Below are 25,462 nucleotides of genomic sequence, written 5' to 3' on the forward strand. Positions count from 1 at the left end.
TTCGAACCGAATCAACACGTTGATTTTGTTGGGGAATAAGACTTCATGAAGTCTTCGGGCATGAGTTAGGGACCTAACTCTTATTTGCGCGTAACCCGTTGATTTCATTGAGTGCACAGTTGGCGCTGTCATATGAGTCAGGCCTCACTCATATGAGTTAGGTCGTCTTCCGGCCTGTCCTGGTAGACCCAGACAGCCGGATTTTCGACCTGCAGGCTGAGCCCGGACTGGGGGCATTTGAAGTGGCTGGGCAGGACCGGACGGGCGGTCGTGGTGACCTCGCCAGTGGTCGGATCGACCTCCTCGACGGGCAAACCGAACTGCATGCCTTCCACGCAGAGATAGCCGAACCGTGACCGGGTGACGGGAAAGCCAAAGCCGGAGGGGTCGCGCAGGAACTTCACGAAACCCTTGGTGGCGAGCACAGAGAGGCGCTCGCGAATGGTGTGTTTGCTGCCCAGACCACCCCGGTTCTCGAAGGTCTCGGCGAACTGCATGGCGGTGTAGAGCCGTTCGCCCGCCGCCTCATCGAGGAGCATGCCAAGGATGACATCGTGCTTGCGCAGCCGTTCGGCGTCGAACTTGGCCCCAACCTCCTTGCGCACCAGCCGCTCGTTCATCGGGTTCAATTCGACCCAGCGCCCCGCCACCTTGTCGATCAGCTTGCCGGGCAGCGTGGGGCCATTGCGCAACTCGATTTCCAGGCGACGCTGGGTGCTGTCCTCGTCGGGCCGGTGCATGAGAAGCCCCGAGGTATAGAAGCCGCGCAGCGCGCTGGCGCCGGAGAGGGCAAGGAAGGGATCGTCCTTGACCTGATGCTTGGCCGCCTTGCGGGTGTGGTGTGCGAGGATCACGCCGGCGTCCGGACTGACCGCTTCGCGCAGCACCTCGACCCGGTCCTTCAGGAAGAACATCATGGCAGTGTTGTCGTTCTCGCCGCCGCCATCCGGGCCGCCATCGAACAGGTTGCGGATCGGATCGATGACAATGATGTCGGGTGGCGCATCGGGAAAAGCCGCCCGGATTGCCTCGGCGATGCGGGTAACACCGTCGGCATCCAGTAGCAGCTTCAGTTTCGGAGTGGCGATGAAGGTGTCGCGTGCGGCCGCGATCACCCCGGGGGCCAAGCTGATCTGCTGCATTCGCTCACGCAGGTAGTGATACTGGATTTCCGCCTGCAGATAGAACACGCGCAGCGGCCGGGGCGGCGTGAAGCCTAGGAACGGCACGCCTGCCGCCATGTGGACGAGCCACGAGATCAGGAAGTCGCTCTTGCCGACCTTCGGCGCGCCGCCCAGCACCAGTAGTCCGCCCGGCGTCAGCACACGCGGCGAGATGATGTCATCGGGCATGGGGCTGCGATCATCGAGCAGCGCGCCAAGGCTGAAGGTTTGCAACGGGCTGGCGGGGGCGTTCATGCGGGCCGCGCGAATGAGCGGCGGGCCGTTGCGCTTCACATGCAGGGCCCACAGCCGTTCTGCCTCGGCCTGCAACCGATCGAGCGGCCATTCAGGGCGCAGCATGGCAGCGTTGTAGCCGCAGATCGCTTCCCAGCCTTCGGCAGGGTCAATGCGGCCGTCGTGCACCAGGCGGATGTAATGGCCGATGGCGGCGCTCGCCCCCTGAAACCGCGACCAGTCATCCACCGCACCCTCACGCACCGGGGTAGTCAGGATGGCGTCGACGCTCGGCTTGGCGGCGGGCAGCGGCGTGCTGGTCATGCCCACGCCCAGCAGCGGCGGCATGTCGGCCACCCGTTCCGCGAAGTCGGCCAGATCGACTTCGATCGGATGGTGGTCGCGGATTTGCACCAGCCGCTGGTGCCCGTGCTTGTGGTAGACCGTTCCCGCGACACGGATCGGCTGGTGTGCTGATCGGAAATGGGTGTCGCCGCCGGCCTTGATGGCGATATCGCCGCGCAGGCGGCACAGGGTGGCCAGATCCTCGCCCTCGGCGGGTTCGGTCAGTTTCCACCAGACATGCAGCTTGGCAGCACCCTCGGGCGTGCGTCCACCGCTTTCCACGATCAGCGTGGGCACCCCAACGTGGCTGACGATGTAATCCAGCTTGGCCGGGATGTCGCCCGCGTCGAGGTCGACCACGATGGCCTGCATCTGCAGCACATCGGCGGCGCGGGCCTGGCCCTGTTCGGCGACCGTGCCGGGGATGACATAGACCGCAGCGCCTTCACGGTTGGCCCATGCGGCGAAGGTCGCCAGCTTTTCGCGGGCGGTCGTGTCTGCCGATATCCAGATGTTATGCGGCTTGCCGTCCCGGCCCTGACCCCTGTCGACGAAGCCGCGTAGCGGGATCAGCCCCTCGCACCAGCTGAACACGGTGTCGAGGAAGATGGAGATCTGATCCGGGTCGGGATCACAGCCGGAGGGGGTCGCAGTCGGCGGCCCGTCGTTGAAGTCCGTCCAGGGGTTGAAATGCACGATGTCACTGGTCAAGGCGCGAGGCTCCAGCAACGTGCCGCCCAAGGGCAGAAGCGGCATTCGAAGAAATCGGCGCTGGCGGCGATGCGCGGCAGCAACTCGCCCGCATCGGTTGCCTGAAGGATCCGCACCCCGCGATCCGACATGCGCTGCGCAAGATCGGCATCGAAGGGCACCTGCTCGTGGTGCAACTCGGCCGTATCCTTGTTGATCGTGGTGAACACGGCGGGCGCGGCGCTGATGCCTGGCACGCTGGCTTCCATGTAGGCCTGATAGACGGCGATTTGCGCGGCATAGACGGGTTTGGATTTCGTCACGCCGTCCTTGACGCAGGCCCGCCAGTTCTTGGCGTTCATCGTCTTGCATTCCCAGAGCGCGGGAACGGCGAGATCGAAACCCACAGGGCCAGCAGCGATGATGCCGTCGACATGGCCCCGAATGCGCCCGCCCGCGATGGAAAAGCCGAACTGGCCGCCATCGGGCCGGTTGCCCTTCCGGGTGTAGAGGTCAAAACCTGCACCGCGCAGCCAGGCGACCGCCAGGTCTTCAAGCCCATGGCCGATGGCGAAGATGCGCAGCGATTGACCACTGAAGTCCTGGCCATCGTCTTTCGGCGTGGCCGTGAATTCAAACTGCAGGGCGCGCTCGCAGGCATGGCCAAGGCGGGACCCGCCAAGATAGTCGCGGGGCGTGCGGGTCGCCTGATCGGCAGTCAGGGCGCGATCGACGGCGGCGTTGACCCGGTCGGCGAAGCTGGGGCGAGAATTGTAATCGAGGGTCAAAACGGCACCTCCGGCGCATTGGCTTTGGCGATGTCGGACATGGCTTCGCGGAAACCCTCGACGGCCTCTTCGATCAGGGCACGCACTTGCGCCTCGGTCAGACCACCCAGAGGGGTAGCCCAGCCGATCTCGTCCATCAGCAAGGCGACGCGCTTCATGGTGGCGGCGATGGCCGCGCGCTCTTCATCGGTCAGGTCAACCATGGCCACACGCTCCCGCGCCAAACGCGTCCAGTAGCCTTGGCAGGACATCGAGCAGAACCAGACCGATGGCCGGGGCCGCTTCGAGCGGTGCGGATCGAACCAGCCAAAGCCATGGCTTGGTTGCCGGCAGACAGCACAGAGTGTTCCACGCGGATGCCATGGCCGCCGCCGGTCCTCGGCCGTAATGATGGTGATGGAGGTCATGGGTCATGCCGCCCTCCGTTCGGGGCTGGCCGCGCCGTCGATCAACTGGCGGATGGCGCGCTTATTGAAGCCGAAGGTCATCAGCGCCGAGGCGCGGTAGCGCGTCAGGCCGAAGTCATGGCGGCATTCGGGGGCCAAGTATTGCAGCTGCTTTTCGGTCGGCGGCTGGCGCAGCCAGGAACGGGTCTTGAAGGCGCTTTCGTCGGTTTCGTGGGTGTTCAGCCAGTCGTCGGCCTGCGCGAGGCACACGGTGCGCTCGCCGACACCCAGCAAGTGCGGGCGCTCATTCTTGCCACCGCCCACGGCATACCAGACCCCGTCCAGCCAGAAGATGCCGCCCCAAGCGGTGAAGCCGGTGGCCATCATCGCATCATCGGTTCCGAAAAGGTCGACCCATGCAAAGCTGGACCGCTTCAGCAGGTCGATCTCTGTCATGATGAAACCCGACAGCGGCGCTACACCACCGCCTTCGCCGTCTTCGTCCTCCCGCGGGAAAACCTCGCCACAGAGCGGGCATTCGGTTGCGGCCAGCGGGATCTCCGCGCCGCAGCCGGGGCAGGATTTGGTCGGGGCCTCACCAGCCTCGGTCTTGCCCTCCAGATCGACATCCTGTTCCAGCGTGCCGTGGATCAGGCTGGAAGTGCCGAAGTCCAGGACGACGCAATCGGTTTTCACGATGCCGGGGTGTTCTTCCGGATCCACGATGCGCAGGCCACGCCCGACCATCTGGATCATGGTGGACTTGTAGGAACTGGGGCGCAGCAGCACGACGCAGGAGGTGGGCGGGTGGTCCCAGCCCTCGGTCAGCACGGCCACATTGACGATGACGCGGATGCTGCCCGCCGCATAGTCGGCCAGGATCGCCTTGCGGGTGTCGGACGCCAGATCGCCGTGGATCAGCGCCGCCGTGATCCCCGCCGCGCGGAAGGCTTCGGCAACGTGTTCGGCATGGGCAACGGTGGAACAGAATACCACGGTCTGCCGGTCGCCCGCCTTTTCCTTCCAGTGCCGGATCACCTCATCGGTGACGGGGGCGCGGTCCATGATGCCCGCGACTTCGGCCATGTCGAAATCCGAAAGGGTCTTGCGGACCGACCGCAACTCGGCCTGCACGCCCACGTCGATAACGAAGGTCCGGGGCGGCACCAAGTGGCCCGAGGCGATCAACTCACCCAGCCGCACCTGGTCGGCGACATTGTCGAAAACCTCGCGCAGCCCCTTCTTGTCACCCCGGTTCGGCGTCGCCGTGACCCCGAAGATCCGGGCATCGGGATTGGCATCGCGCACCCTGTCGATGATGCGACGGTAGCTCTCGGCGACCGCGTGATGCGCTTCGTCGATCACCAGCAGATCGAGGCGCGGCATGTCGGCGAGGTTCGACGCCCGTGCCAACGTCGGCACCATGGCGAAGGCTACCTGGCCGCCCCAGGATTTCTCGGTGGCATCGATCACCGACGTGGAAATCCCCGGCACCACCCGCTGGAACTTGGCCCGGTTCTGGGCGGTCAACTCGTCGCGATGTGCGAGCACGCAGGCCTTGGCACCGTCACCGATCATCTCGCCGGTGACCGCCGACAGCATGATGGTCTTGCCCGCGCCGGTGGGTGCCACGCCCAGCGTGTTGCCGCGGGAGGCGAGCGCAGCCACGCTGCGCTCGACGAAGGTTTTCTGGCGGGGGCGCAGACGCATGGCCGATCCCTCCTTACTGGGCCCAGCTCGGCCGCCCGACATTGCCGGGGGCGGAAGCGGGCTGGCTGGGACGGGCGGCCACCGTCTGCTGCGGGGCATAGCCCTGCGGGGCAGAGGTGCCGATCGGCATGGCAACGGTCCCCATCACGGCGGCATAGTCGCGGTGATCGGGAGTGGCAGCGCCCCGCACCTCGTTCTTGTCGTCGCCGTTGGTGTCCTGGCCAATGTCGATCCGGGCCACGAATTCCAGCCCGTCCAGATCGCCGAACCCGTTGATGCGGCGGCGGGCCTGCGCTTCGGGCGAGTTGTCCTTGTCGGAAATCCCACGTGCCGAGTTCAGGATGCCGCGGATCAGGCTGCGGCCCATGTTGGCCCAGTCCGGACCCTTGGGGCTGTAGAGACCGATCAGCGACCAGACCTTGCGCCGCGCATAGGGCCCGTCGACCACCGTGTATTCGGCGTCGAGATAGACCGCACCGGTCGCGGCGCGCTTGGCGAAACCGCCGGTCCAGCCTTGCGAGGGATCATCGAAGCCGCCGGGACGGATGGTCAGGCGCACCTTGGCCAGCGTGCCCTTCGGGATGACGTTGGAGTTGGATTGGGCAGAGTTGAAGTCGTTCCAGATACCGGACATGGCACGGATCCTTTCAGTTGGAGGTCAGGACGCGCGGCGGCGTCAAACAGGAAAAGCCATCGCGGGGCCCGGATCGGGACATCGGGCCTGTCGAGATGCGGTCAGCCATTGACCGGCACCTCCGCAGTGGCAGGATCGGCCGTGGCGATGGTCGGGTAATTCAAACGTTCCTGCGCGGGCCGGATCGGGCTCTGGATCTTGGCCATCAGCCGCCCGAGGTGGGGTTCCTCGACCATGGCTAGACGCCCCGAACGATCCTTGGCCGGATAGCCCCAGGGATTCAGCGTCTGGCAGACGAAGGTGCGCTGGGGCTGGCCATTGGCATCGGCAATGTCGGCCATAGTGATGACCTGATCGACGATGCCCGGCAGTTCGAGGCCGGTCTTGCTGCCGTCGATCTGCGGCTGAAAGACCTTGCGATTGAAGTCGTCCAGCTTCTCGTCAAGGATGCCCACAAACCAGACATGCTTGCCGCGTGCATGCTGCAGGTGGGTCAACCACCCGATCATCTCGCGGCCGTGCAGCCCGTAGGCACCTCGGATGTCCGGTTTACCGGTCTTATCCGAGAATGCCTCGGGCTGACCCCGGCACCACTGAAAGCAGAGCCGCCCCGCCACAGTGATGCTGTCGATGAAGATGGTCTCGTAGCGATCCACCACGGCCGGATCGCCGAAGCGGCCGCAGACCTCATCGAAATGGGCCTGGCTGTAGGGCTGGTCCTCGCGAAGCGCCGGGTTCGGCCCGCCGATGAACACGGCGAAGTCGCGGCATTCCTTCCAGGTGCGGGGCCGCAGCGTGTCGCCATCCCAGCCCTCGACCGCCAAATCCCCGGCTTCGAGATCCATGAACAAGGTCGTGGGGGCATTCAGTGTCCACAGCAGGCTGGTTTTGCCGATGCCCGACCGGCCAAAGATGCAGCCCTTGATACCCTTGCGCTGCGCCAGCCGTTCGTCGGCGCTGATGATCGGGAGGGCCATTACTTGCCCCCCTTCGCTGCAATCAATGCATCGCCTGCAATGTCTGCGCCCCGAGCGCCGACTTTGCGCGCTTCATCCTGCAAGGTCCGCAAAGCATCGATCTCGCGGTAGAGGACCGAGGACTGTTCGTTCAGTGCGATGAGCGCGAAGGCCAGATCGTCCACGGTCGCGGTTTCGATCGGCTTGACCGTCTCTTCGCGGCGGTTGCCCAACGCGGGGATCCGGACAGTTTCCGGCAGCTTCTCGAGGCCATAATGGCGCGCGCGCAGCTGGCCCAGTTTGCTCTGGCCGATCATTTCGTCACCTCGTCATTTTGGGAAAAGCGGAAGCGCTGTTTGCCGGTCCGCACCGTGCGCGCGCCCTCGAACGCCATGCGGATATGCGCGGGCCAGGCGGAGTACTTGCGCTCGGCAACATCAAAGGAGATGTCGACGTACTCCGTGGGATCGTCGCCATCCGCCTTGATGCCCTCGACAAGGGACGCGAGCTTCGCCTGGTCCCAATCGACCCGCTTGGGCAGTTCAGCGACCACGGTCACGGCGCCATCGGCGAAGCGGATCGTGCCGGTGTCTTTGCCATCGGCATTGCGCGCGGCATGGGCCCGGTCGCCGTACTTCAGCGCGATCGCCCCATCGAGCCAGTCGCAGAGGCCCTTTGCGGTGCGCAGTTGGTCTTCGGCTTCCAGACGCAGAGGGGCGAGTTCTTCGCCCGAAAGTGCGGCGATGGCGCCGACCTGCATGCCGCGCAGGTCATTGAGGGTGATGCGGTTGGGGATGTTCATGACCGCCCCCTCACGCCGACTTGAGTTCGGGCTTGGCCGATGTGCTTGCGCGCACCTGATCACGTTCGAAGGCTTCGACGTCTTCGAGGCGATAGACGACCCGGCCGCCCAGTTTGACGAACCGCGGACCTTCACCGGCCCAGCGCCACCGTTCGAGGGTGCGGTGCGAAATGTTCCAGCGATCGGCGAGATTGATCTGGTTCAGATGCCTGAGTGACATGCTGGTCTCCGTTGAATTGCCTCCGGGTATGTCCAGCAGCGCCGAGGCACTTGGACATACGTTCATTTTCAACGGGTTACGCTTGGCTTGATATAATCAGGCTTGGATTTTCTTGTGACATCCAGACAAGAAAAAGCCCCGGAAAACCGGGGCCGAACAAAGCCAGTTGTGACATTGGGCTCGGCCGGTTGTGACAACCGCCCTTCGGCGCGGCCTTACAGAGGCGTCTTATCCAGAATGTCGGCGACCGAAATCTCGCGGCAGCTGGGATTGATTCGGTACCCGGACCGCTCTTTGTTCTCAATGAACGTGTCCTGCCCCATCGGAATGCCCATCGACACCGCCAACGGCTCGATGGCGTTGCGCAGGCGCGTGATCTGTGTGCGCATTGCCTGGTCAGAAATATTCAGCGCCGTCGCCAGATCCGGCGCTGGCAAGTACGGTACTTCTAACCGGTTTCCCTTTGCCACCCTGAAGGATTCGATCAGCGCGCCGACCAATTTGTAGTTGGTCCCGTCCAAGGCCAGCCCGCCACGGAATTGGACGCGTTCCTGGTCCTTGTCGAATGCGAATTCCAGAATCGGTGCTGAAAGCCGATCCATGAATGCCTTGGCCTCCGCGTCGTAGTTCGAGGGTGGGGTCTGTTCGACGACCTTACTGCTGTAACAAGCAGCAAGAAGAGAAGCTGGTGGAATTTCGTTCCGGTAAAGGGCCGTACTGTGCTCTTTGACCGCCGAGGAAATCACATCTTCGACTGCCTTGGCATGCCGCTGAAACAGGTCATAGAGATGATCGCCCGCGACGGAGGCTGGCATGTCAGGAAAATGCCCGACGGCGGATACGATTTCGGAGAAGTCGACGAGGAACCGTTCCTTCGACGTCGCAGAGACCTTCTTGAACAGTGTCACATAGGCCAGCGCCATCCTCAAATCGTCGCCATCGTTTCTGTTAGCGAGTAGTAGGTCGTTCATGTAAAGGTCGGATGCTTCGTGGTCCCCCAGCCCAGCTGCCAAGATGCCGAAGCGACGGTCGATGCACTGCGAACAAAGGCCACAGTGCTTCTGTTTCTCGTTCCATTTTCGCGGCCGTGTGCAGCTGGCCGTCTTGTTCAAAAGATCGACCATCCCCCCTGCCTCGATCAGCTGCGTCACTTCCTTCTTGGTCATCCATTGAAGAGGCGTTTGAATCCGGATCTGGCAATCCAGCAGGAGCGAGAACAGGCCTTCAAGTCCGCGAAGTACCTTCGGATGGGTCGTCCTGGTTGCCCGACCGCCGATCACGTCCCCGGCGAGCGGGAGGTTGATGCTGACCACGCCGTTCTCATAGAAGCTGAATGTATCCTTGCCAGACATCCGGGCGACAACCAGACCAAGGCAAGCAAATAGGAACGAACGCGTCCGTTGCGTGTATTCCCGCGCTGAGACGTTTTCGTTGCTTACCCAGACCGGTATGAATGACAGACGCCGATCATGGCCCCTTCGCTTCAGTTCGGCAATCAGGTGCTCTTGGACATTACGGACCTTGGTCGACGAATAATGTCCGACAAGGGTGAGCGACCTACCGTTGGCGACCAAGTCCGTGACCGCACCCGCGAAGGAGTCGACTCCACCCGAAAACAGCGCGACGTCATCGTGCTCGTCTTCCGGGTCGATCAGGTCGCGGAAATACAGTTCCTTAGCCTGGACCGGAGCCATGGCCTGCCGGAATTCGAACAAGTAGGTGTCGTCTGAAAGGAAACCCAACGTTTCGACCAGTGCGTCCCGGACTTCGCTGTCTTGCCAAACCTGCAACTGACGCACCGGGATGAAGAACTTTAGGCTGCGCCGCCAGTTTTCGCCGAACTTCGAAAGTTGATCAGTTCCTCGGTCCAGTCGCTGGTCGGCACAATAGACGTAGGAGGCGATTTCCAGAAGATCGATCAACAGGTCGGGAAGATTAGCAAGCATCGTCCGGCTGATATAATCGATGCGCAAGTTCACATTTTTTGATGGGCCGTGAACGTTCATGGCAATAGCGCCTTCCGAAGACGGCGCATCCACTCCGCACTCGATCACGTGTTGCTTCATGGTTTCCCTTTTCTAATTGCAAGTTCGGTTCGGATCTTTTCCACGGCATGCGAGGAAAAAGCCCGCACGTCGGCGCGAGAAATGGCCTTCCCGTCCCTATAGTGATTTTTGCCCAGCCAATCCCTTGCGAAGGTTCGCATGATCAGCGCGGACTCATTGCAATGGCGCCGGATCGCGCCATTGAATGTTTCAAGATCATGGATCGAACGCGCGATCCGGTCGGGACCGACCATGCGGTGTAGATTTCGGTCAACATAGTAATGAATAACACGGTCGACGAAGCTGGAGTAGAAAGTGTGCGCCAGCCCGGCGAACTTCTCTGTCCCCTTCAGTCCCTTGAGCGCCGCCTCCACATCCGCCGTGCCGGGACTCCAAAGAGATGGCAGGTTCGATTGAAGCCCTTCGGCCAGAGCCGACAGTCCGGCTCGGCGCGCGATCTCGCCGAGGTCAGTGGTCCCTTGGTGAACTCGGCGCTGTGCCCGCTCGACTGTCTGATCGTACTGGAAAAGAATTTCGGCAATCGAAGATAACGGGGAACCCTTGATACCCAACTCGGCGAGTGCCGCGACAGGATCTTTGCTAGCTGCGGCCTGGGGCAAACGGATCAGAAGCCAAAGTGCTTCGATGAACACATCGTCCTTGAGCGCGAAACTTAGGGCTTCTTGTCCGAAATTGGTGATTTGATCGACAATGTCCTCTGTCGGCATTCCCCCATCGACCAAGTATTGAATGATCTCAGGCAATAGACGATAGGCCGGCAGTTTTCCAAGTCGCTGATGGCCCATCGTTTCAACTCTCAACCATCGTTCAAATCCACCAACGAAATGTCATTTCCCGCCAACTGAAAGCTACGCAACGCCGAGCGCTCCGTCGTACTGCTTCGCCCTCTGCAGATCATGATTCGCTTTATGAGCGTTGTTAAGGTCAAATCATGCACGCCAAGGGCGATCTCGGGGCGTATGGCAACTATGCATCATTTCGAATGATTGCGCGAAAACCAGATAAGACACTGATTTGCATTGTGATTTTCAGGAAACCGCGTAGCGCTTACCTATCCAACCAATCATGCATGAAAATCCTAATGAAGCGCCCCAACGCCCTGCTGCCCAACCAGATGACCCCGGCCCAGCGCCGCAGTGAACTGTGCGGGTTGCTGGCCCTCGGCCTGATCCGCCTCCGGATGCGCGAAAGGGGCGAAGTCTCTGACCAGACTGGAGAAAGTTGCCTACACTGTCTGCCCGACCAATGCCTTCATGCAACTCCAACCCACGGGAGAAATGCATGAACAAGCCTGACCCCATCCCTGCGCGCTTGGCCGCGCTGAAGACCACATCGACGCCCGACCTGAAGGCGCAGTGGCGCGACCTGTTCGAAACCGAACCGCCGCCGTTCAACCGCCGCTACCTGGAAAGCCGCCTTGCATACCGCATTCAGGAACTGGCCTATGGCGGGCTGAAGCCCGAAATCATCAAGCGGTTGGAAGCCTTGGGCGAACAGCATGATGGCGGTAATATCACGACGCGCCGGATCCGCGCAGATCGCGACCGCCCTATCACCGGCACCCGGTTGCTGCGCGAATGGCAGGGCGTCGAACAGATCGTCACTGTGACTCAAGGTGGCTTTGAATGGCAGGGCCGGCCATACCAGTCGCTTTCTGCCATCGCGCGCGCCATTACCGGCACGCGCTGGAACGGCTGGGTCTTCTTCGGGCTGAAAAACCATCGGAGGACGGCATGAACAAACCTGTCGTCCGCAAGCTACGCTGCGCCGTCTACACCCGCAAATCATCTGAAGAAGGGCTGGAGCAGGAGTTCAACAGCCTGCATGCCCAGCGGGAAGCCTGCGAGTCCTACATCGCCAGCCAACGGTCCGAGGGCTGGGTGCTGGTTCGCGATCAGTATGACGATGGTGGCATATCCGGCGGAACCTTGGAACGCCCCGGCCTGAAGCTGCTGTTGGCCGACATCGAGGATGGGCTGGTTGACGTTGTGGTCGTCTACAAGATCGACCGCCTGTCACGATCGCTGATGGACTTTTCCAAGCTGGTCGAGGTGTTCGACCGCAACGGCGTGACCTTCGTTTCGGTGACGCAATCGTTCAACACAACCACTTCCATGGGGCGGCTGACGCTGAACATCCTACTTTCCTTCGCCCAGTTCGAACGTGAGGTTACGGCCGAACGGATCCGGGACAAGGTCCGCGCCAGCCGGATGAAAGGCATGTGGATGGGCGGCTGCCCGCCGCTGGGCTACGAGGTGAAAAATCGGAAACTGGTCGAGATCCCCGTTGATGCTGCCCATGTTCGCTGGGTCTTCGCCAGGTTCGTCGAGATTGGATCTGGCACCGAACTGGCGCGCGAACTGGCCGAACGGGGCGTCACCACCAGCCGTGGCCATCGCATCGACAAGAAGTTCATCTACCGGATGATGAACAACCGGGTCTACATCGGGGAGGCGGTCCACAAGGGAACCAGCTATCCCGGCGAGCATGCGGCGATCATTGAACGCGAGGTTTGGGACAAGGTCCACGCCATCCTGACGGAAAGCCCGCGCAAGCGCGCGGCTCGGACCCGCGCCGACACGCCCGCGTTACTGCGGGGATTGCTTTACGGTCCCGATGGTGCAGCGTTCTCACCGACCCATACCCGCAAGGGCGGGCGGCTATACCGCTACTATGTCAGCCAGACGGTGCTGAAGCATGGCGCCGGATCGTGCCCCGTGGGCCGCGTGCCCGCTGACGAGATCGAGGCTGCCGTCATTGACCAGATGCGCATCGTGTTCCGCCAACCCGAAATCGTCGCGGGAACTTGGAAGGCGGCCCGTGAGAAAGATGTGGGGATCAATGAGGCTGAGACCCACGCAGCCCTGACCCGGCTTGATCCGCTGTGGGACGAGTTGTTCCCTGCCGAGCAGGCCCGCATCGTGACGCTGCTGGTTGAACGTGTCGACATCGGCACCGAAGGATTGAACGTTCGATTGCGCGTGGATGGACTGGCTAGGCTGGCGCGCGAAATGCGTCCGGAAGTGGGAGAAGCTGCGTGACGCGGACAATGCCGATCTCCGACACGATCAGCGTGCATGTGCCGTTCCGCCTTGTAAAGCGCAGCGGGCGGAAAGAGATCTGGCTGCCCGAGGGTGCCACGCAATCGTGCCGGGCGGACAGCACTCTGGTTAAGGCGCTGGCGCGGGCTTTCCGCTGGAAACGCATGCTGGAGTCGGGCGAGTTCGCCACCATGGCTGAGTTGGCAGAGCACGAAGCTATCGCAGCGTCCTACATGACCCGCGTCCTGCGCCTGACCCTGCTCGCGCCCGACATCGTCGAGGCGATTCTGGACGGTAGGCAAGGCCCGGAGGTGACGCTGGCGCGTGTACTCGAGCCGTTCTTTGCAGAATGGGCAGAGCAGCTGAGCGGCACCAGATAATTGCCCTTCTCATTCAATTGACAGAGTTCGGCAAGTAGAAGTGCGAAGGCCGCGAAGTCGACGTAGAACCAAGGGATTAGCGACTACGGTGATCGATTGACCGGAACAAGACCATTGCCAGAAAGAGCCATTTCGTCCTAAATGGCTCAATCGAGTTTCGGCTGGGTTCGACGATGAAAACGATGTCTGCGCGAGAAGCAAAGAACGGCTTCGGCCTTCTGATCGACACCGCGCGTGCGGAGCCGGTGCTGATTGAAAAACACGGGCGCGGAGTCGTGGTGGTCGTCTCGATGGAAGAATTTGAACGACTTTCCTTGCAGGCTGGACGCGCAGGCGGGGAGGTACCGGGGAACAAAGGGCCAGCGAATGGTAGCCAATGAAGCGTCCGCGCCTGGTCTTTGAAGGTGTCGACACAGCTGGCATCAGCGAAGTTGGATTAGGAGTGGGCTTGAAAACAGGACGATCAGGCATCAAGGATAACCGTAGCAGAGGGGCTGTCCACGATTTCATCACTGAGCGCGCGGTTCCCGACAGCCGTCTGTCCGTTGTCTCCGCTTATTTCACAACCTTCGCCTACGATCGTCTCCGCGCGACGCTGGACAGCGTCGGGCATATGCGCTTCTTGTTCGGCGAGCCAAGGTTTCTGAAGGACGCGGACAATGCGGGTCTGGTGCCGCCCGCTTTCTCGTTTGACGAGTCCGGGCTGCGCCTAAACGAGCAAATCCGACAACGGGCCGCCGCGTTGCGATGCGCCCGATGGATCAAAGATCGTGTCGAAATACGGTCGGTCAAGCGCTCCGGCCTACTGCACGGAAAGCTCATACATATCGATGATGGACGCCGCCCACACGCGGTGCTCGGCAGTTCGAACTTCACGATCAATGGGCTCGGACTCGGTGACTCGCCGAACATCGAACTCAATTTGATCGTCGATAGTGATCGCGACCGGGAGGACCTGCTCGCCTGGTTTGACGAGCTATGGAACGACACCGGCCTGACCGAAGACGTTCGAGAGGAAGTGCTACGCGCACTCCAAGCCAGCTACGCCCACGCAGCGCCCGAATTTGTCTATTTTAAGACATTGCTGCACCTGTTCGGTGACTTCCTGACCGACCAAGCGGCAGAAGAGGCGCTGATCCAGCAGACTGCGTTCGAGCAGACCGCGATCTGGCGCAAGTTGTTCGATTTCCAACGCGACGGCTTGCGCGCCGTGCTCGCCAAGATCGAAAAACACGGCGGCTGCATCCTCGCGGACAGCGTGGGTTTGGGCAAGACCTTCACTGCTTTGGCCGTCATCAAGTGGTTCGAGAAGCGCAACAAGAACGTACTGGTGCTCTGCCCGAAGAAGCTTCGCGAGAACTGGACCGACTACCTCGCAACCAATAACAGCGAGATGAACCCCCTTCGCGAGGATAGGTTCGGCTACACCGTCCTGTCTCATACAGATCTTTCGCGTGAGAAGGGCAAGGTCGGTGACATTGACCTCACGCGGATTGAATGGGGCAACTACGATCTCGTCGTTATCGACGAGTCACACAATTTTCGAAGCGCATCCCGGAACAAGACTGTCGGCGGACGTCGCAGCCGCTACGAACGGCTGATGGACGAAGTCGTCAAGGCCGGCATAACGACCAAGGTTTTGCTACTTTCGGCCACACCTGTGAACAACGATCTGAGCGATCTAAAGGCCCAACTCGACCTGATCTCCGCCGACAGGGGAGATGGCTTCACGGACCTCGGCGTCCCCAACCTCGGCGCGCTGATCGGCGGTGCAAGACGACGCTTTGCCGATTGGGCGAAGAGCGGCAGCCGCGATGCCGGCGACCTGCTGAACAAGCTGCCGCCCGCTCTATTCAGCTTGCTCGATGGCGTGACCATCGCGCGTTCGCGGAAGCACGTCGAACGTCACTACGCTGCTTCAATGGAAAGGGTCGGCGGGTTTCCAAAACGAGCTGCGCCAGAATCCGTCTTCGCCAACATAGATAGTCTGGGTAGGTTTCCGGCTTTCGAGGATGTGGATTCTGCAATTGGTAAGCTCGAGCTTGCGCTCTATGGTCCACTGACATTCGTGCTCCCTGAGTATCGTGCCTTCTATGACAAAGGTGGAAATTTCGATCAGGCCAATCGCGAAAAGTACCTCATTGCGATGATGAAAGTCGGCTTCCTAAAGCGGCTGGAAAGCTCGGTAAGCTCTTTCCGTTTGACGATGGATCGTATGATCGCCCGCATTGACCAACGGCTTAAGGATCTCGAGGGCTTCGATGCGACTGCGGCAATTGACATGCCAGCGCCGGACGAGAATGAGCTGGATGACGAGTTGGAAGAAGCTTTCGAGGTTGGCGGCGCGTTGAAATACAAGCTCTCGCACATCGACCGGGCGGCGTGGAAGGCGGCGCTGACGCGCGACCGCGACCGCATCGTCGCACTGACTATTGAAGCGCGCAAAATTACACCGGATCGCGACGCAAAACTGGCCCGGCTCAAGGACATCATTCGAGTCAAGGCAAATAGGCCCACTGTCAACCGCGACGGCGACGCCAACCGCAAGATCATCCTGTTCACAGCGTTCACCGATACCGCCCGCTATCTGTATGAAGAATTGCTGCCCGTCGCGCGTGAATGCGGGCTGCATGCAGCGCTAGTGACAGGCGATGGCTGTAAGACGACCTTCGGCAGGGCGCGCTTTCAGGACGTGCTGGTCAACTTTGCGCCGCGCGCCAAACGCCGTGCCGCGATGCGTAGTGCGGAGACCAGCGGCGAAATCGACCTGCTGATCGCAACCGACTGCATTTCCGAAGGCCAGAATCTTCAGGATGCTGATCTGCTAGTGAACGTGGATATTCACTGGAACCCGGTCCGTCTCATTCAACGCTTTGGACGGATCGACCGGATCGGTAGCCGGAACGCTACCATTCGAATGGTTAACTTTTGGCCGACCGAGGACTTGAACAAATATTTGCACCTCAAAGATCGCGTTGAGTCCCGCATGGCACTGGTCGATCTTTCGGCCACTGGCGAAGACGATCTGCTCAACGCTCGCGCCGGAGCCGATGTTGACGCGCGCTGGCGCGACGATCAACTCCTCCGCCTGAAGGATGAGGTTTTCGACCTCGAGGAAACTGGAGGCGGCGTGACGTTGGCCGATTTCGCGCTAGACGATTTCCGCGCGGACCTTCTCGGTTTTGCTCGCGCAAACGAGCAGGCATTGCGCGACGCGCCCCTAGGGCTTCACGCAGTCGTGCCCAGCGAATTCAAGGGAGGCGTCGTCGATCCCGGTGTCATCTTCTGCCTTCGGCGCCGCCCGCCAGATCCGAACCCGGAACAGGCAAAGATCAACCCTCTCGATCCCCACTATCTCGTTTATGTGAAAGACGATGGGGCGGTTCGTCTCGGCTTCGGCCAGCCCAAACTGATTCTGGAAGCGTTTCGCGCGCTCTGCCTAGGCCGTGACGAGCCTTTTGAGGCGCTTTGCAATGCTTTCGACGACGAGACCGATCACGGCGAGAAAATGGAACGCTACGATGGATTGATACGCGCAGCCGTCACCTCGATCGGTGAAACTTCGGCGACACGTACCTTGGCAGCGCTGACGGGCTCTCGCGGGGCGCGGGTGCCCGACGGAACCGCACAAGCCCGGGTCAGTTTGGATTATGACCTTGTTACATGGCTCATCGTCACGCCGGTCGCGGGGGTAGAATGAGCCACGCAGCAGAACGTCTTGCTCAGATCCGCGATGCAATTGCAGGGCTTGCTGACGCTGACCTCGCAGGCGCGGGGCGGAAGCTGCTTGATGTCATGGGCTACCGCAGCCCCAAGACACTGGACGCCCCCACCGCACCCACCCATTTTCTAGATGCTCTCGGCATGGAAGCAGCGCGTTTCGAGACGCACCGCTGGCGCGCAGTGTATTTCCTTTTCCAGCTAACCGGCGATGAACTACCGGCTCTGTCGCGCGGTGGCGATCCGGCCACCGGTGAGAGCTTCCAGCGCGGTGCGATCGATTCCTTCGTCTTCCTCGCCATCGACCTCGACGATGATAACTGGTCGCGCAGGCAGCTTGTGACGATCGTGCGTGCGCTAAATCGTGGATTCGCGATGCCCGCGATTGTGTTATTCCGCCACGGCGGGCGGGTGACGCTAACTGTAATCGACCGGCGCGCTAACCAACGCGATGCCTCGCGTGACGTAGTCGGCGGCCGGATCAGTCTGGTCAAGGACATCAACCTTGCCCGGCCTCACCGCGCCCATGTCGAAATCCTGGCCGACCTGTCCCTAGCCGCACTCGCTCGGCGTAAGGCTCCTTCGGATTTCCGCGCGCTTTACGATCTGTGGCTCGAAAGCCTGTCGGCTGCTGAACTCAACAAGCGCTTCTACGAGGAGTTGGCCAACTGGTTCGCCTGGGCCAGCACAAGCGCCCCACTCGCTTTTCCCAAAGGACAGGGCAACGGCGAGGGTGCCAAAGAAATTGCGCTGATCCGCCTGCTCACGCGACTTATGTTTGTCTGGTTCATCAAGGAAAAGGGTCTCGTTCCCGACACGCTTTTCGATGGACCGTCGCTGGCGAAGCTGCTGAAGGAGCCGCCCGCTGCCATGCCCGGTGGCCACAGCTACTACCTCGCCGTACTCCAGAACCTGTTCTTCGCCACCCTTAACACCGAAATGTCCGAGCGGCGCTGGCGGCAGGACGATAGCGGACAATCGAAGGACTATCTCGGCCACCACGTCTATCGCCACGCCGCCCTGTTTAGCGAACCAAACAAGGCGTTGGAAGCTTTTGCCAGCGTGCCATTCCTCAACGGCGGTCTTTTTGAATGCTTGGATGCCGAGATTGCAAGTGACGATCCTCGAGCTGGGCACGGCGAGCGGGAGCGCGGCCGGCTGATTCTTCGCATCGATGGTTTTTCTGATCAACCCGACAAGCAGCCACGCCTGCCAAACGCCCTGTTCTTCGGTGGCGCGAAAGGCATCGATCTGTCTGGCTGGTTCGAGAAGGCCAAAACTCCGCGCGACGTCCCTGGCCTGATCGACCTGTTCGAGCGCTACAAGTTTACCGTTGAGGAAAACACTCCTCTAGAGGAAGAGGCCGCGCTCGATCCTGAACTCCTTGGCAAAGTATTCGAGAACCTGCTCGCTTCCTACAACGAAGACACCAAGACGACAGCGCGCAATAAGTCGGGCAGTTTCTACACCCCGCGAGAGGTGGTCGATTTCATGGTGGACGAGGCGCTGGTCGCCTGGCTGATGCCGAAACTACCGACCGAACTTGACCTTAAGACCGCAAAACCACGCCAGCAGGGGCTTGATCTTGGCAATGCTCCCGATGAGCTGGCTCTAGAAAGCCGTCCGGCAGTCCCGCCCGCTACACCAGTGGGCAAAGACGAAAAGCGTTTGCGTGAGCTCCTCAGCTTTGCGAGCCGCCAGCACGAATTCAGCCCGGCCCAGGTGGATGCACTGATCGCCGCCATCGAGAGCTGCAAGGCGATCGACCCAGCCGTGGGATCCGGCGCCTTTCCACTTGGTCTGCTGCAAAAACTGGTCCACATGCTCGACGTGCTGGACCCCGGCGGGGAGAAGTGGAAGGCACGCAACCGACTTTACTACGAGCGCCGTCTCGCTGACGCCGAGGCCATTCCAGCCGCTAACGAGCGCGCGGCCGAGATCGAGAAGGCCGAGGAGGCGCTCACCGAGTTCGACGCCAAGTTCGAAAGCGGCCACTATCCGGACTATACCCGCAAGCTGTTCCTGATCGATCGCTGCCTGCACGGCGTAGATATTCAGCCAATCGCTGTGCAGATCGCCAAGTTGCGCTGCTTCATCAGCCTGGCGGTAGAGCAAAAGGCGGATCCCGCTCGTCCCAATCGTGGGATCACGCCGCTGCCCAACCTTGAGGCTAAGTTCGTCGCCGCCAATACCCTGACCCCGCTGCACCGCAGCGGCCAGGCTGGGCTGGTCAGCCAAGATTTGCTCAAGAAGCAGCGGGCGCTGCGCGAAGCAAACCGCGCTTTCTTTGCCGCCGCCAATGGCGCCGCCAAACGGCGGGAGCAGCGAAAGATCAAGCTGCTGCGCGCGGAGATCGCCGAAGAGGTGACACGAGATCATGCATTCGTCAGCGACGATGCCCGGAAGCTTGCGGCGTGGGACCCGTTTGATCCCAACGCATTTGCGCCCTTCTTTGACGGTGAATGGATGTTCGGGCTCGACGCATCGGTCGACGAGGGCTGGTTCGACATCGCTTTCGCCAATCCACCCTACATCCGGCAGGAAAAAATCGAGAGCTTCCGCGTGAACGATAAGCCGGTTATCGCCAAGGCCCAACTCAAAGCGGATTACAAGACCTTCGTCGGCACGGCCGACATCTACGTCTATTTCTATGAGCGAGCGCTCCGGCTGTTAAAACCAGCAGGTGCGCTAGCGTTCATTACCTCAAACAAGTGGTATCGTATAAACTATGGCAAGGGCCTGCGCGATTGGTTGGGCACCCACGCGCGCATCCGAAGCATCATTGATTTCGGAGATGCGCCGGTATTCGAGGCGATCGCTTACCCCACCATCCTCGTCGGCACACGTAAACTGGCCCCTGGAAAGCCAGGCCCAAATGAAATCGTTCGCGCGCTGAACTGGGTGCCAGTTATCGGCGAGGACCCAAAAGAATCGGTTAAGCGTTTCCCCGAGATATTCGCCGCTGAAGCGTTTGAAATGCCTCAGGCTGAATTGTTGAGCAGCACCGATTGGCAGTTTATCCCGCGCTCGTCTGGGGCAATTCTAGCTCGTCTTCGTTCAGCGCCACTGTCGGTCAAAGACTTCACCATCGACACAGTGTATCGGGGTATTACTACCGGTTTCAACGATGCCTTCGAGATCGACGATGCGGAGCGGAAAGCCCTAATCAGAGAAGACAAGTCTTCAAGTGAACTAATTAAGCCGTTGCTGAAAGGAAAGGATCTAACGCGTTGGTCCCCGCCAGTAGCGACAAGGTGGATAATTTTTGCTCGCAGGGGAACCCAACTTGCGGACTACCCTGCGATCGAACGCCATCTTTCCCAATTTCGAGACAGATTGACGCCGAAGCCAAAAGACTGGACGGGGCCTTGGCTTGGGCGCAAGCCCGGAAGTTACGAGTGGTTTGAAATTCAGGACAATGTCGCCTATTGGCCAATCTTTGAGAAAAAGAAGATTATCTCCAATAAGGTTACAGACAGGCCAAATTTCTCAATTGATCCTGGCAAGTCGTATCTTGCAAACACGGCCTACTGTTTCGAGGCAAGAGAGGCAGAGTTCATTACAGGTGTTTTGAACTCAAGCACCCTCCACTACGTTGCGAAACGGGTATTCGCCGATAAAGAGGGTGGGTTTTATGAAGTGCAGCCAACTGCTCTGCTCGACCTTCCGATTCCGAGATGCAGAGACGAAGATAAGGAGCTCTTGGCGAGTATTGTGACTGCTTTGGTGGTCGGCGCTGATCGCCCCCGCCTCGAAGCCCTAATTAACGCTTTCGTTTATGAGCTGTTCTTTGCCGACGAGTTGCACGCGCGTAAGCTCTACCCCTTTGCCGTCGCTCGAGAGGCGGGGTTGGAAAAACTCGCGGGGCTACAAGGCGAAGCGCTGGCACGCGCGGCCGATGACTGGTCCCGCTGCCTTGCCGACCCCGGACACCCCCTCTACGCCACCCTCTTTGACCTGCAATCCATCGACGCGGTCAGGATCATCGAGGGACGGACGTGAAATGACCGTGCCAGGCGGAAAAAACGCAGCGAAGATTGCGACCATTTACATCTCCGACTTCCGTGCATTCCCGGCCGTCGCGCCGGCATCGATTCACCTCGACGGCAAGAACCTGCTGGCCTGGGGCGAGAACGGATCGGGTAAATCCTCCATCTACCGGGCCTTGCGTGGACTATTCTCGGTAGAGGGGCATGACATTTCGCCAATGGGTAATGTCTTCAGCAATCCGACTTCCCCAAGCGTCAAGGCTACGCTGACCGATAAGACAGAACTGCACTGGTCGGCTGCGGGTCATCCGACCGCCACCGTGCTCGATACGGCGCGAAGGTCGGCCTTTCTGAGCCACACGCGGTTGATCGAAATGAACACAGGCCGGACGGCGAACGACGCCCCAAACTTGTTCTCCGTAGCTGTAGGAAAGCTCCTCGCAGATTACGAGGCTACCGTGGCAGGGGGGCTCAGGCGAACGATCGGCGAACTTTGGGCGGAAGTAAACGCGGCGCTCAAGCACCGTGTGACTTACAGCAGGGGAACACGGCGTCCGCCTGATTTCGCGGAAAGGGTCAATGTTGCCTGCGACCGATTCAACGAAGGGATGAAGCAGGCTCTTGCCGCGCTGGAGGCTCATGCGAAAACTGTCCTTCGCAAATTGCTAGACGTTTTTCAGCCGGATGCCCTCGAACTTGTAGGGTTCACTTTTTTTGGCGTCACCTATGACGACAAGGAGCGCGAACTCAGCAACACGACGCTGACTGCAAGCGTCAAGTTCCGGAACCATGCGCTCTCGGCGCCACCAAATTTCTTAAATGAGGCGCGCCTTTCCGCGCTAGCGATCGCAACTTATCTTGCCGGGCGCCTGGCCTGCATCCCGGAAAATGACAAGGCGTTGAAACTGCTGGTACTCGACGATCTCTTGGTCAGCTTGGACTATTCGCACCGTAGGCCGGTTCTTGACCTGATTGGGAACTTGTTCAAGGGGTGGCAGATCATCCTGCTCACCCACGATCGGTTCTGGTTCGAACTTGCGCGCGAGCAACTTTCGGATGAGCCTTGGAAGGCGATCGAGATTTACGAGAAGCTCGACGCCGATGGCCTGCTGCGCCCGGTGATCTGGGAAAGTTCGGACGATCTGGTGGCTGAGACGTTGAAGCAGGCGCGCCGGTTCCTCGACGACAATCATCCGGCCGCCGCAGCAAACTATGCCCGCACGGCTTGCGAGCTTACGCTGCGCCGCTACTGCCGCAAACACAACATCCAGTTCAGTTACACGGATGATCCGCAGAAAATCAAAATCGAGGATTTGCTCACAAAGGGCGAGGCCCACTCAAATGGCAATGCTGTTCGTAAGGCTGCTTTCGAGGGACTGAAAAAGTACAAGAAACTCATCCTCAACCCACTTTCGCACAACCCCACGCAGCCGATTGTTAAGGCCGATGTAATTGCGGCAATCGAAGCTGTTGGGAAACTTGTTCAAGCATGCGGAAAATAAGGTTTTGGTTACGACGGATGTGCCGGATCGGGTGAAAAGTGGCAACACTTTCTTCGCGCGAACGCTCACGTTCTACATGATGCGTAGGTCCCTTAGCACTTGCGAAGAGTGCCCGTGACGTTGCCCTGCAATATCAGCCGAAGCGGCTTGCTGCGCCAGCGAACGCTTGAGTTGCGTTCCATCTCGCCAAGCGCCACTGGTGTCGAAATGTGCGGCGCGCCATCGCCGAAATTCAAGCAATTTCAAAGAGATACTCGTTTTGAACCGAATGGGCGAAGGCAACAGGTCTGGAGAATATCGGCGCGGAGAGAACGCTTTCTGGCCTTCTGGGTAGTGTGCCGGTCAATAGCCTCTCCCGCATAACCCTCGAAAACAACGGAAAAATCCGGCCGCAGCCGGATCGGGAGAACACTTTCGGTGGGGCAAGTGGCGGAGCCGAAGGGATTCGAACCCTCGAGACGGTTCCCCGTCTGCACCCTTAGCAGGGGTGTGCCTTCGACCACTCGGCCACAGCTCCGCCGACCGCTTTAAAGGCTGCGTCTCGCGGGGGCAAGGGGAAAGGCCAAGGATTTGTGGGGCATGTCGCGCGCGGGATGGTTTTTCTTCGGCGACGATTTGTGGCGCGGTGGGAGCTGCCGAAGTGCCTTGCGCCCCGGGGGGCGTGCGGGGTCGGGGCGCGTGGTCAAAGCGTGAAAAGGGGCGTGGCGGGGTCAGTGGTGCGGGGGGGCGGCGTCATGGGCGGGGTCGGCGCCGGGCACGGGGTCGTAGCCGTGGCCGCCCCAGGGATGGCAGCGGCCGATCCTGCGCAGGGTCAGCCAGCCGCCCTTTAGCGCGCCATGACGCTCCAGCGCCTCCAGCGCATAGACCGAGCAGGTCGGCTGGTAGCGGCAGCCGTGGCCGACATGGGGGCTCAGCACCAGGCGGTAGGCGCGGACGGGGAGGGACAGCAGATAGGCGCCGGGCGTCATGGGCAAAGCCTCACTTGCGGTCTTTGTGCACCATCGAGATGGCCCCGCGCAGATCGTCTTGCAAGAGGGCGTAATCGCGGCTCACCGTCGCATTTGGTTTGGCCACCAGCACATAATCCCAGCCCGGCCGGGCGAGACCCGCCAGGACCTCGCGGGCAAGGGCACGCATCCGGCGCTTGGCCCGGTTGCGGAAGACCGCGTTGCCGATCTTCTTCGACGCGGTGAACCCGACCCGGCAGAGCGGCGTGCCATCCTCGCGCGGGCGGGCCTGCAGCAGGAAGCCCCCCGTCCCGGCCTTGCGGCCCTGGGCGGTGCGCAGGTAATCGGCGCGGTGTTGCAGGACCTGCAGCACAGATGACAAAACCGCCGCAGGCGGCTCGGTCTCGGGGACAAGATCCCGGATCTCCGAGGGCCTCGGCGGTGTCATTCGTGCCTCCTATCAGCCAGCCCCCGAAACGAGGGCCGGGCAGACATCAGGCCGACAGCTTCTTGCGGCCACGGGCGCGGCGGGCATTCAGCACAAGACGGCCACCTTTGGTAGCCATCCGGGCGCGGAAGCCGTGGCGGCGGGCGCGAACCAGGTTCGACGGTTGGAACGTACGCTTCATCGCGATCTCCATCAGACTTCGCCCCAAACCCGGATGGATTCGGAAGGCACTTCAACTTGAGGCCCGTCCTTTAAGGAGGGATTTGCCCTAAGTCAACGACAGCAGGCCGTTTGGGGGCAACATTTCTGACATCAACCGCCGTCAGGTTGCCCGATGGCGGCTGACGTCACTTTTTTGCCGATCGAGGGCCTCGAGAAGATCAAGCTCGCGTGAAGCTTCTAGCAATGGACCCGTGTTAACGCTCATGTATGACAGGCCCCAGGAATGACAATGACCATAACCCCCACTCCGAGCTTCACGTCCTGCTGCCTCAGGCGTGCGCCGATCGTTCTGATCGCGGTGGCGGCTGCGGTGGCGCTGATCTTCTTCCGTGACTGGCTGAGCTTTGACCGGCTTGAACAGCACCGCCAGGAGCTGATCGCGCTGCGCGATGCGCATTATCTGGCGACGAGCCTGGGCTTCATCGCGCTTTACACGCTGGTCGTCGTGATCTCGATCCCCGGGGCGCTGGTGCTGACGCTGGCGGGGGGCTTTCTATTCGGCCTGTTCCCGGGGGTCTTCTACAACGTGATCTCGGCCACGATCGGGGCGCTGATCGTCTTCTCGGCGGCGCGGACCGGTTTCGGCCACGAGATCGCCGCCAAGATCGAGGCGAAGGGCGGCGGCGTGGCCAAGCTGCATGCCGCCTTGAAAGAGCATCAGATCACCGTCCTTCTGACCATGCGGCTGATCCCGGTCATGCCCTTCTTCGTGGCCAATCTGGTGCCGGCGGTGGTGGGCGTGCGGTTCTGGACCTTTGCCATCACCACCTTCATCGGCGTGATCCCGGCGGATCTGGTCTATACGCAGCTTGGCGCGGGCCTCGGCAGCGTCTTTGAACGGGGCGAGCATCCCAACCTGCATATCCTGCTGACCCCGCAATTCGCCCTGCCCCTCTTGGGTCTTGTGGTGCTGGCGGTGGTGCCCCTGCTGGTCAAGCTTTATTACAAGCGCAAGGGCTGAGGTCACCCCTCCCCAACTGCCCCCCTTGCGGCGCGGGCCTGAGGGGCCCATATCCCGTTTGAGGCGCGCAAAACCTGAAATATTGAACAAAGGGGCGCAAAATGGGGCGAATTCAGCCGGTCGCGCGCAGAAGCCTGTTTTTATCCGCGCCGCTTTGATAGCCCTTAGGCAGGCCATCGGCGCAAAGCGAAGGTCGGGCGCGAAAGTGGCCTGACCCAATTCAGGGGTTCGGATCGGGTGCGAGGCAGAGGCAATTTC

General features: G+C 60.9%; 22 protein-coding genes and 1 tRNA gene. 8 read left to right on the top strand and 15 right to left on the bottom strand.

Annotated features, from left to right (window positions below; translation table 11 throughout):
* Nucleotides 1-137 precede the first annotated feature (137 nt).
* The 11 genes from AC1DZT_RS17805 to AC1DZT_RS17855 all read right to left on the bottom strand — a co-directional run bounded on the left by AC1DZT_RS17805 (nt 138) and on the right by AC1DZT_RS17855 (nt 10,779).
* On the bottom strand, nt 138-2,453 hold the full coding sequence (locus AC1DZT_RS17805; protein ID WP_478007988.1) for an AAA family ATPase: 2,316 nt from the start codon (nt 2,451-2,453) through the stop codon (nt 138-140).
* Nucleotides 2,450-3,220: a hypothetical protein gene (locus tag AC1DZT_RS17810; RefSeq protein ID WP_478007989.1), complete on the bottom strand. Its 771-nt coding sequence runs from the start codon at nt 3,218-3,220 to the stop codon at nt 2,450-2,452. The genes AC1DZT_RS17805 and AC1DZT_RS17810 overlap by 4 nt, the downstream gene beginning before the upstream one ends.
* A complete protein-coding gene (locus AC1DZT_RS17815) occupies nt 3,217-3,627 on the bottom strand; it encodes a DUF6511 domain-containing protein (protein ID WP_478007990.1) in 411 nt (136 codons plus the stop codon). The genes AC1DZT_RS17810 and AC1DZT_RS17815 overlap by 4 nt, the downstream gene beginning before the upstream one ends.
* Before the next feature lie 3 nt (nt 3,628-3,630).
* Nucleotides 3,631-5,316, bottom strand: coding sequence for a DEAD/DEAH box helicase (locus tag AC1DZT_RS17820; protein WP_478007991.1), 1,686 nt, complete (start codon nt 5,314-5,316; stop codon nt 3,631-3,633).
* Nucleotides 5,317-5,329: 13 nt separating this feature from the next.
* Nucleotides 5,330-5,950, bottom strand: coding sequence for a hypothetical protein (locus AC1DZT_RS17825; protein ID WP_478007992.1), 621 nt, complete (start codon nt 5,948-5,950; stop codon nt 5,330-5,332).
* Nucleotides 5,951-6,051: 101 nt separating this feature from the next.
* Nucleotides 6,052-6,927 carry an ATP-binding protein gene (locus tag AC1DZT_RS17830; RefSeq protein WP_478007993.1) on the bottom strand — a complete coding sequence of 292 codons (876 nt, stop codon included), beginning with the start codon at nt 6,925-6,927 and terminating at the stop codon, nt 6,052-6,054.
* Entirely contained in the window at nt 6,927-7,223 is a 297-nt protein-coding gene (locus tag AC1DZT_RS17835) for a hypothetical protein (RefSeq protein ID WP_478007994.1), read from the bottom strand. Before AC1DZT_RS17835 ends, AC1DZT_RS17830 begins: the two co-directional genes overlap by 1 nt.
* The gene (locus tag AC1DZT_RS17840; protein WP_478007995.1) at nt 7,220-7,708 is read right to left on the bottom strand and encodes a hypothetical protein; all 489 of its coding nucleotides are present in this window, start codon (nt 7,706-7,708) and stop codon (nt 7,220-7,222) included. The genes AC1DZT_RS17835 and AC1DZT_RS17840 overlap by 4 nt, the downstream gene beginning before the upstream one ends.
* A 10-nt stretch (nt 7,709-7,718) precedes the next feature.
* A complete protein-coding gene (locus AC1DZT_RS17845; protein ID WP_478007996.1) occupies nt 7,719-7,928 on the bottom strand; it encodes a helix-turn-helix transcriptional regulator in 210 nt (69 codons plus the stop codon).
* A gap of 215 nt (nt 7,929-8,143) precedes the next feature.
* On the bottom strand, nt 8,144-9,994 hold the full coding sequence (locus AC1DZT_RS17850) for a 7-cyano-7-deazaguanine synthase (RefSeq protein WP_478007997.1): 1,851 nt from the start codon (nt 9,992-9,994) through the stop codon (nt 8,144-8,146).
* A complete protein-coding gene (locus AC1DZT_RS17855; RefSeq protein ID WP_478007998.1) occupies nt 9,991-10,779 on the bottom strand; it encodes a hypothetical protein in 789 nt (262 codons plus the stop codon). Before AC1DZT_RS17855 ends, AC1DZT_RS17850 begins: the two co-directional genes overlap by 4 nt.
* A 496-nt stretch (nt 10,780-11,275) precedes the next feature.
* Between AC1DZT_RS17855 and AC1DZT_RS17860 the strand changes: the two genes are divergently transcribed.
* The 7 genes from AC1DZT_RS17860 (at nt 11,276) to AC1DZT_RS17890 (ending at nt 22,626) form a co-directional block, all read left to right on the top strand.
* Nucleotides 11,276-11,731 carry a DUF2924 domain-containing protein gene (locus AC1DZT_RS17860; RefSeq protein ID WP_478007999.1) on the top strand — a complete coding sequence of 152 codons (456 nt, stop codon included), beginning with the start codon at nt 11,276-11,278 and terminating at the stop codon, nt 11,729-11,731.
* On the top strand, nt 11,728-13,035 hold the full coding sequence (locus tag AC1DZT_RS17865) for a recombinase family protein (RefSeq protein WP_478008000.1): 1,308 nt from the start codon (nt 11,728-11,730) through the stop codon (nt 13,033-13,035). The genes AC1DZT_RS17860 and AC1DZT_RS17865 overlap by 4 nt, the downstream gene beginning before the upstream one ends.
* Nucleotides 13,032-13,415 (top strand): hypothetical protein, encoded by a 384-nt coding sequence (locus tag AC1DZT_RS17870; protein WP_478008001.1) that lies wholly within the window; start codon nt 13,032-13,034, stop codon nt 13,413-13,415. The genes AC1DZT_RS17865 and AC1DZT_RS17870 overlap by 4 nt, the downstream gene beginning before the upstream one ends.
* Nucleotides 13,416-13,588: 173 nt before the next feature.
* On the top strand, nt 13,589-13,795 hold the full coding sequence (locus tag AC1DZT_RS17875; RefSeq protein WP_478008002.1) for a type II toxin-antitoxin system Phd/YefM family antitoxin: 207 nt from the start codon (nt 13,589-13,591) through the stop codon (nt 13,793-13,795).
* Nucleotides 13,792-17,115 (top strand): helicase-related protein, encoded by a 3,324-nt coding sequence (locus AC1DZT_RS17880; protein ID WP_478008003.1) that lies wholly within the window; start codon nt 13,792-13,794, stop codon nt 17,113-17,115. The genes AC1DZT_RS17875 and AC1DZT_RS17880 overlap by 4 nt, the downstream gene beginning before the upstream one ends.
* Complete coding sequence (locus AC1DZT_RS17885) at nt 17,112-21,137, top strand: Eco57I restriction-modification methylase domain-containing protein (protein ID WP_478008004.1); 4,026 nt, start codon at nt 17,112-17,114, stop codon at nt 21,135-21,137. The genes AC1DZT_RS17880 and AC1DZT_RS17885 overlap by 4 nt, the downstream gene beginning before the upstream one ends.
* Before the next feature lies 1 nt (nt 21,138).
* Nucleotides 21,139-22,626 (top strand): hypothetical protein, encoded by a 1,488-nt coding sequence (locus AC1DZT_RS17890; protein ID WP_478008005.1) that lies wholly within the window; start codon nt 21,139-21,141, stop codon nt 22,624-22,626.
* A 427-nt stretch (nt 22,627-23,053) separates the two neighbouring features.
* On the opposite strand, the gene AC1DZT_RS17895 is transcribed toward AC1DZT_RS17890, so the two are convergent.
* The 4 genes from AC1DZT_RS17895 to rpmH form a co-directional block, all read right to left on the bottom strand.
* Nucleotides 23,054-23,143: transfer RNA gene (locus AC1DZT_RS17895), tRNA-Ser, on the bottom strand.
* A 193-nt stretch (nt 23,144-23,336) separates the two neighbouring features.
* Nucleotides 23,337-23,594, bottom strand: a complete 258-nt coding sequence (yidD, locus tag AC1DZT_RS17900; RefSeq protein WP_478008006.1) for a membrane protein insertion efficiency factor YidD — start codon at nt 23,592-23,594, stop codon at nt 23,337-23,339.
* Between the two features lie 10 nt (nt 23,595-23,604).
* On the bottom strand, nt 23,605-24,021 hold the full coding sequence (gene rnpA, locus AC1DZT_RS17905) for a ribonuclease P protein component (RefSeq protein ID WP_478008007.1): 417 nt from the start codon (nt 24,019-24,021) through the stop codon (nt 23,605-23,607).
* A gap of 46 nt (nt 24,022-24,067) precedes the next feature.
* Complete coding sequence (rpmH, locus tag AC1DZT_RS17910; RefSeq protein WP_168776515.1) at nt 24,068-24,202, bottom strand: 50S ribosomal protein L34; 135 nt, start codon at nt 24,200-24,202, stop codon at nt 24,068-24,070.
* 270 nt (nt 24,203-24,472) lie between these two features.
* Between rpmH and AC1DZT_RS17915 the strand changes: the two genes are divergently transcribed.
* On the top strand, nt 24,473-25,204 hold the full coding sequence (locus AC1DZT_RS17915; protein WP_478008008.1) for a TVP38/TMEM64 family protein: 732 nt from the start codon (nt 24,473-24,475) through the stop codon (nt 25,202-25,204).
* Nucleotides 25,205-25,462 lie beyond the last annotated feature (258 nt).

Source organism: Rhodobacter sp. P1_C2 (genome assembly GCF_056406375.1).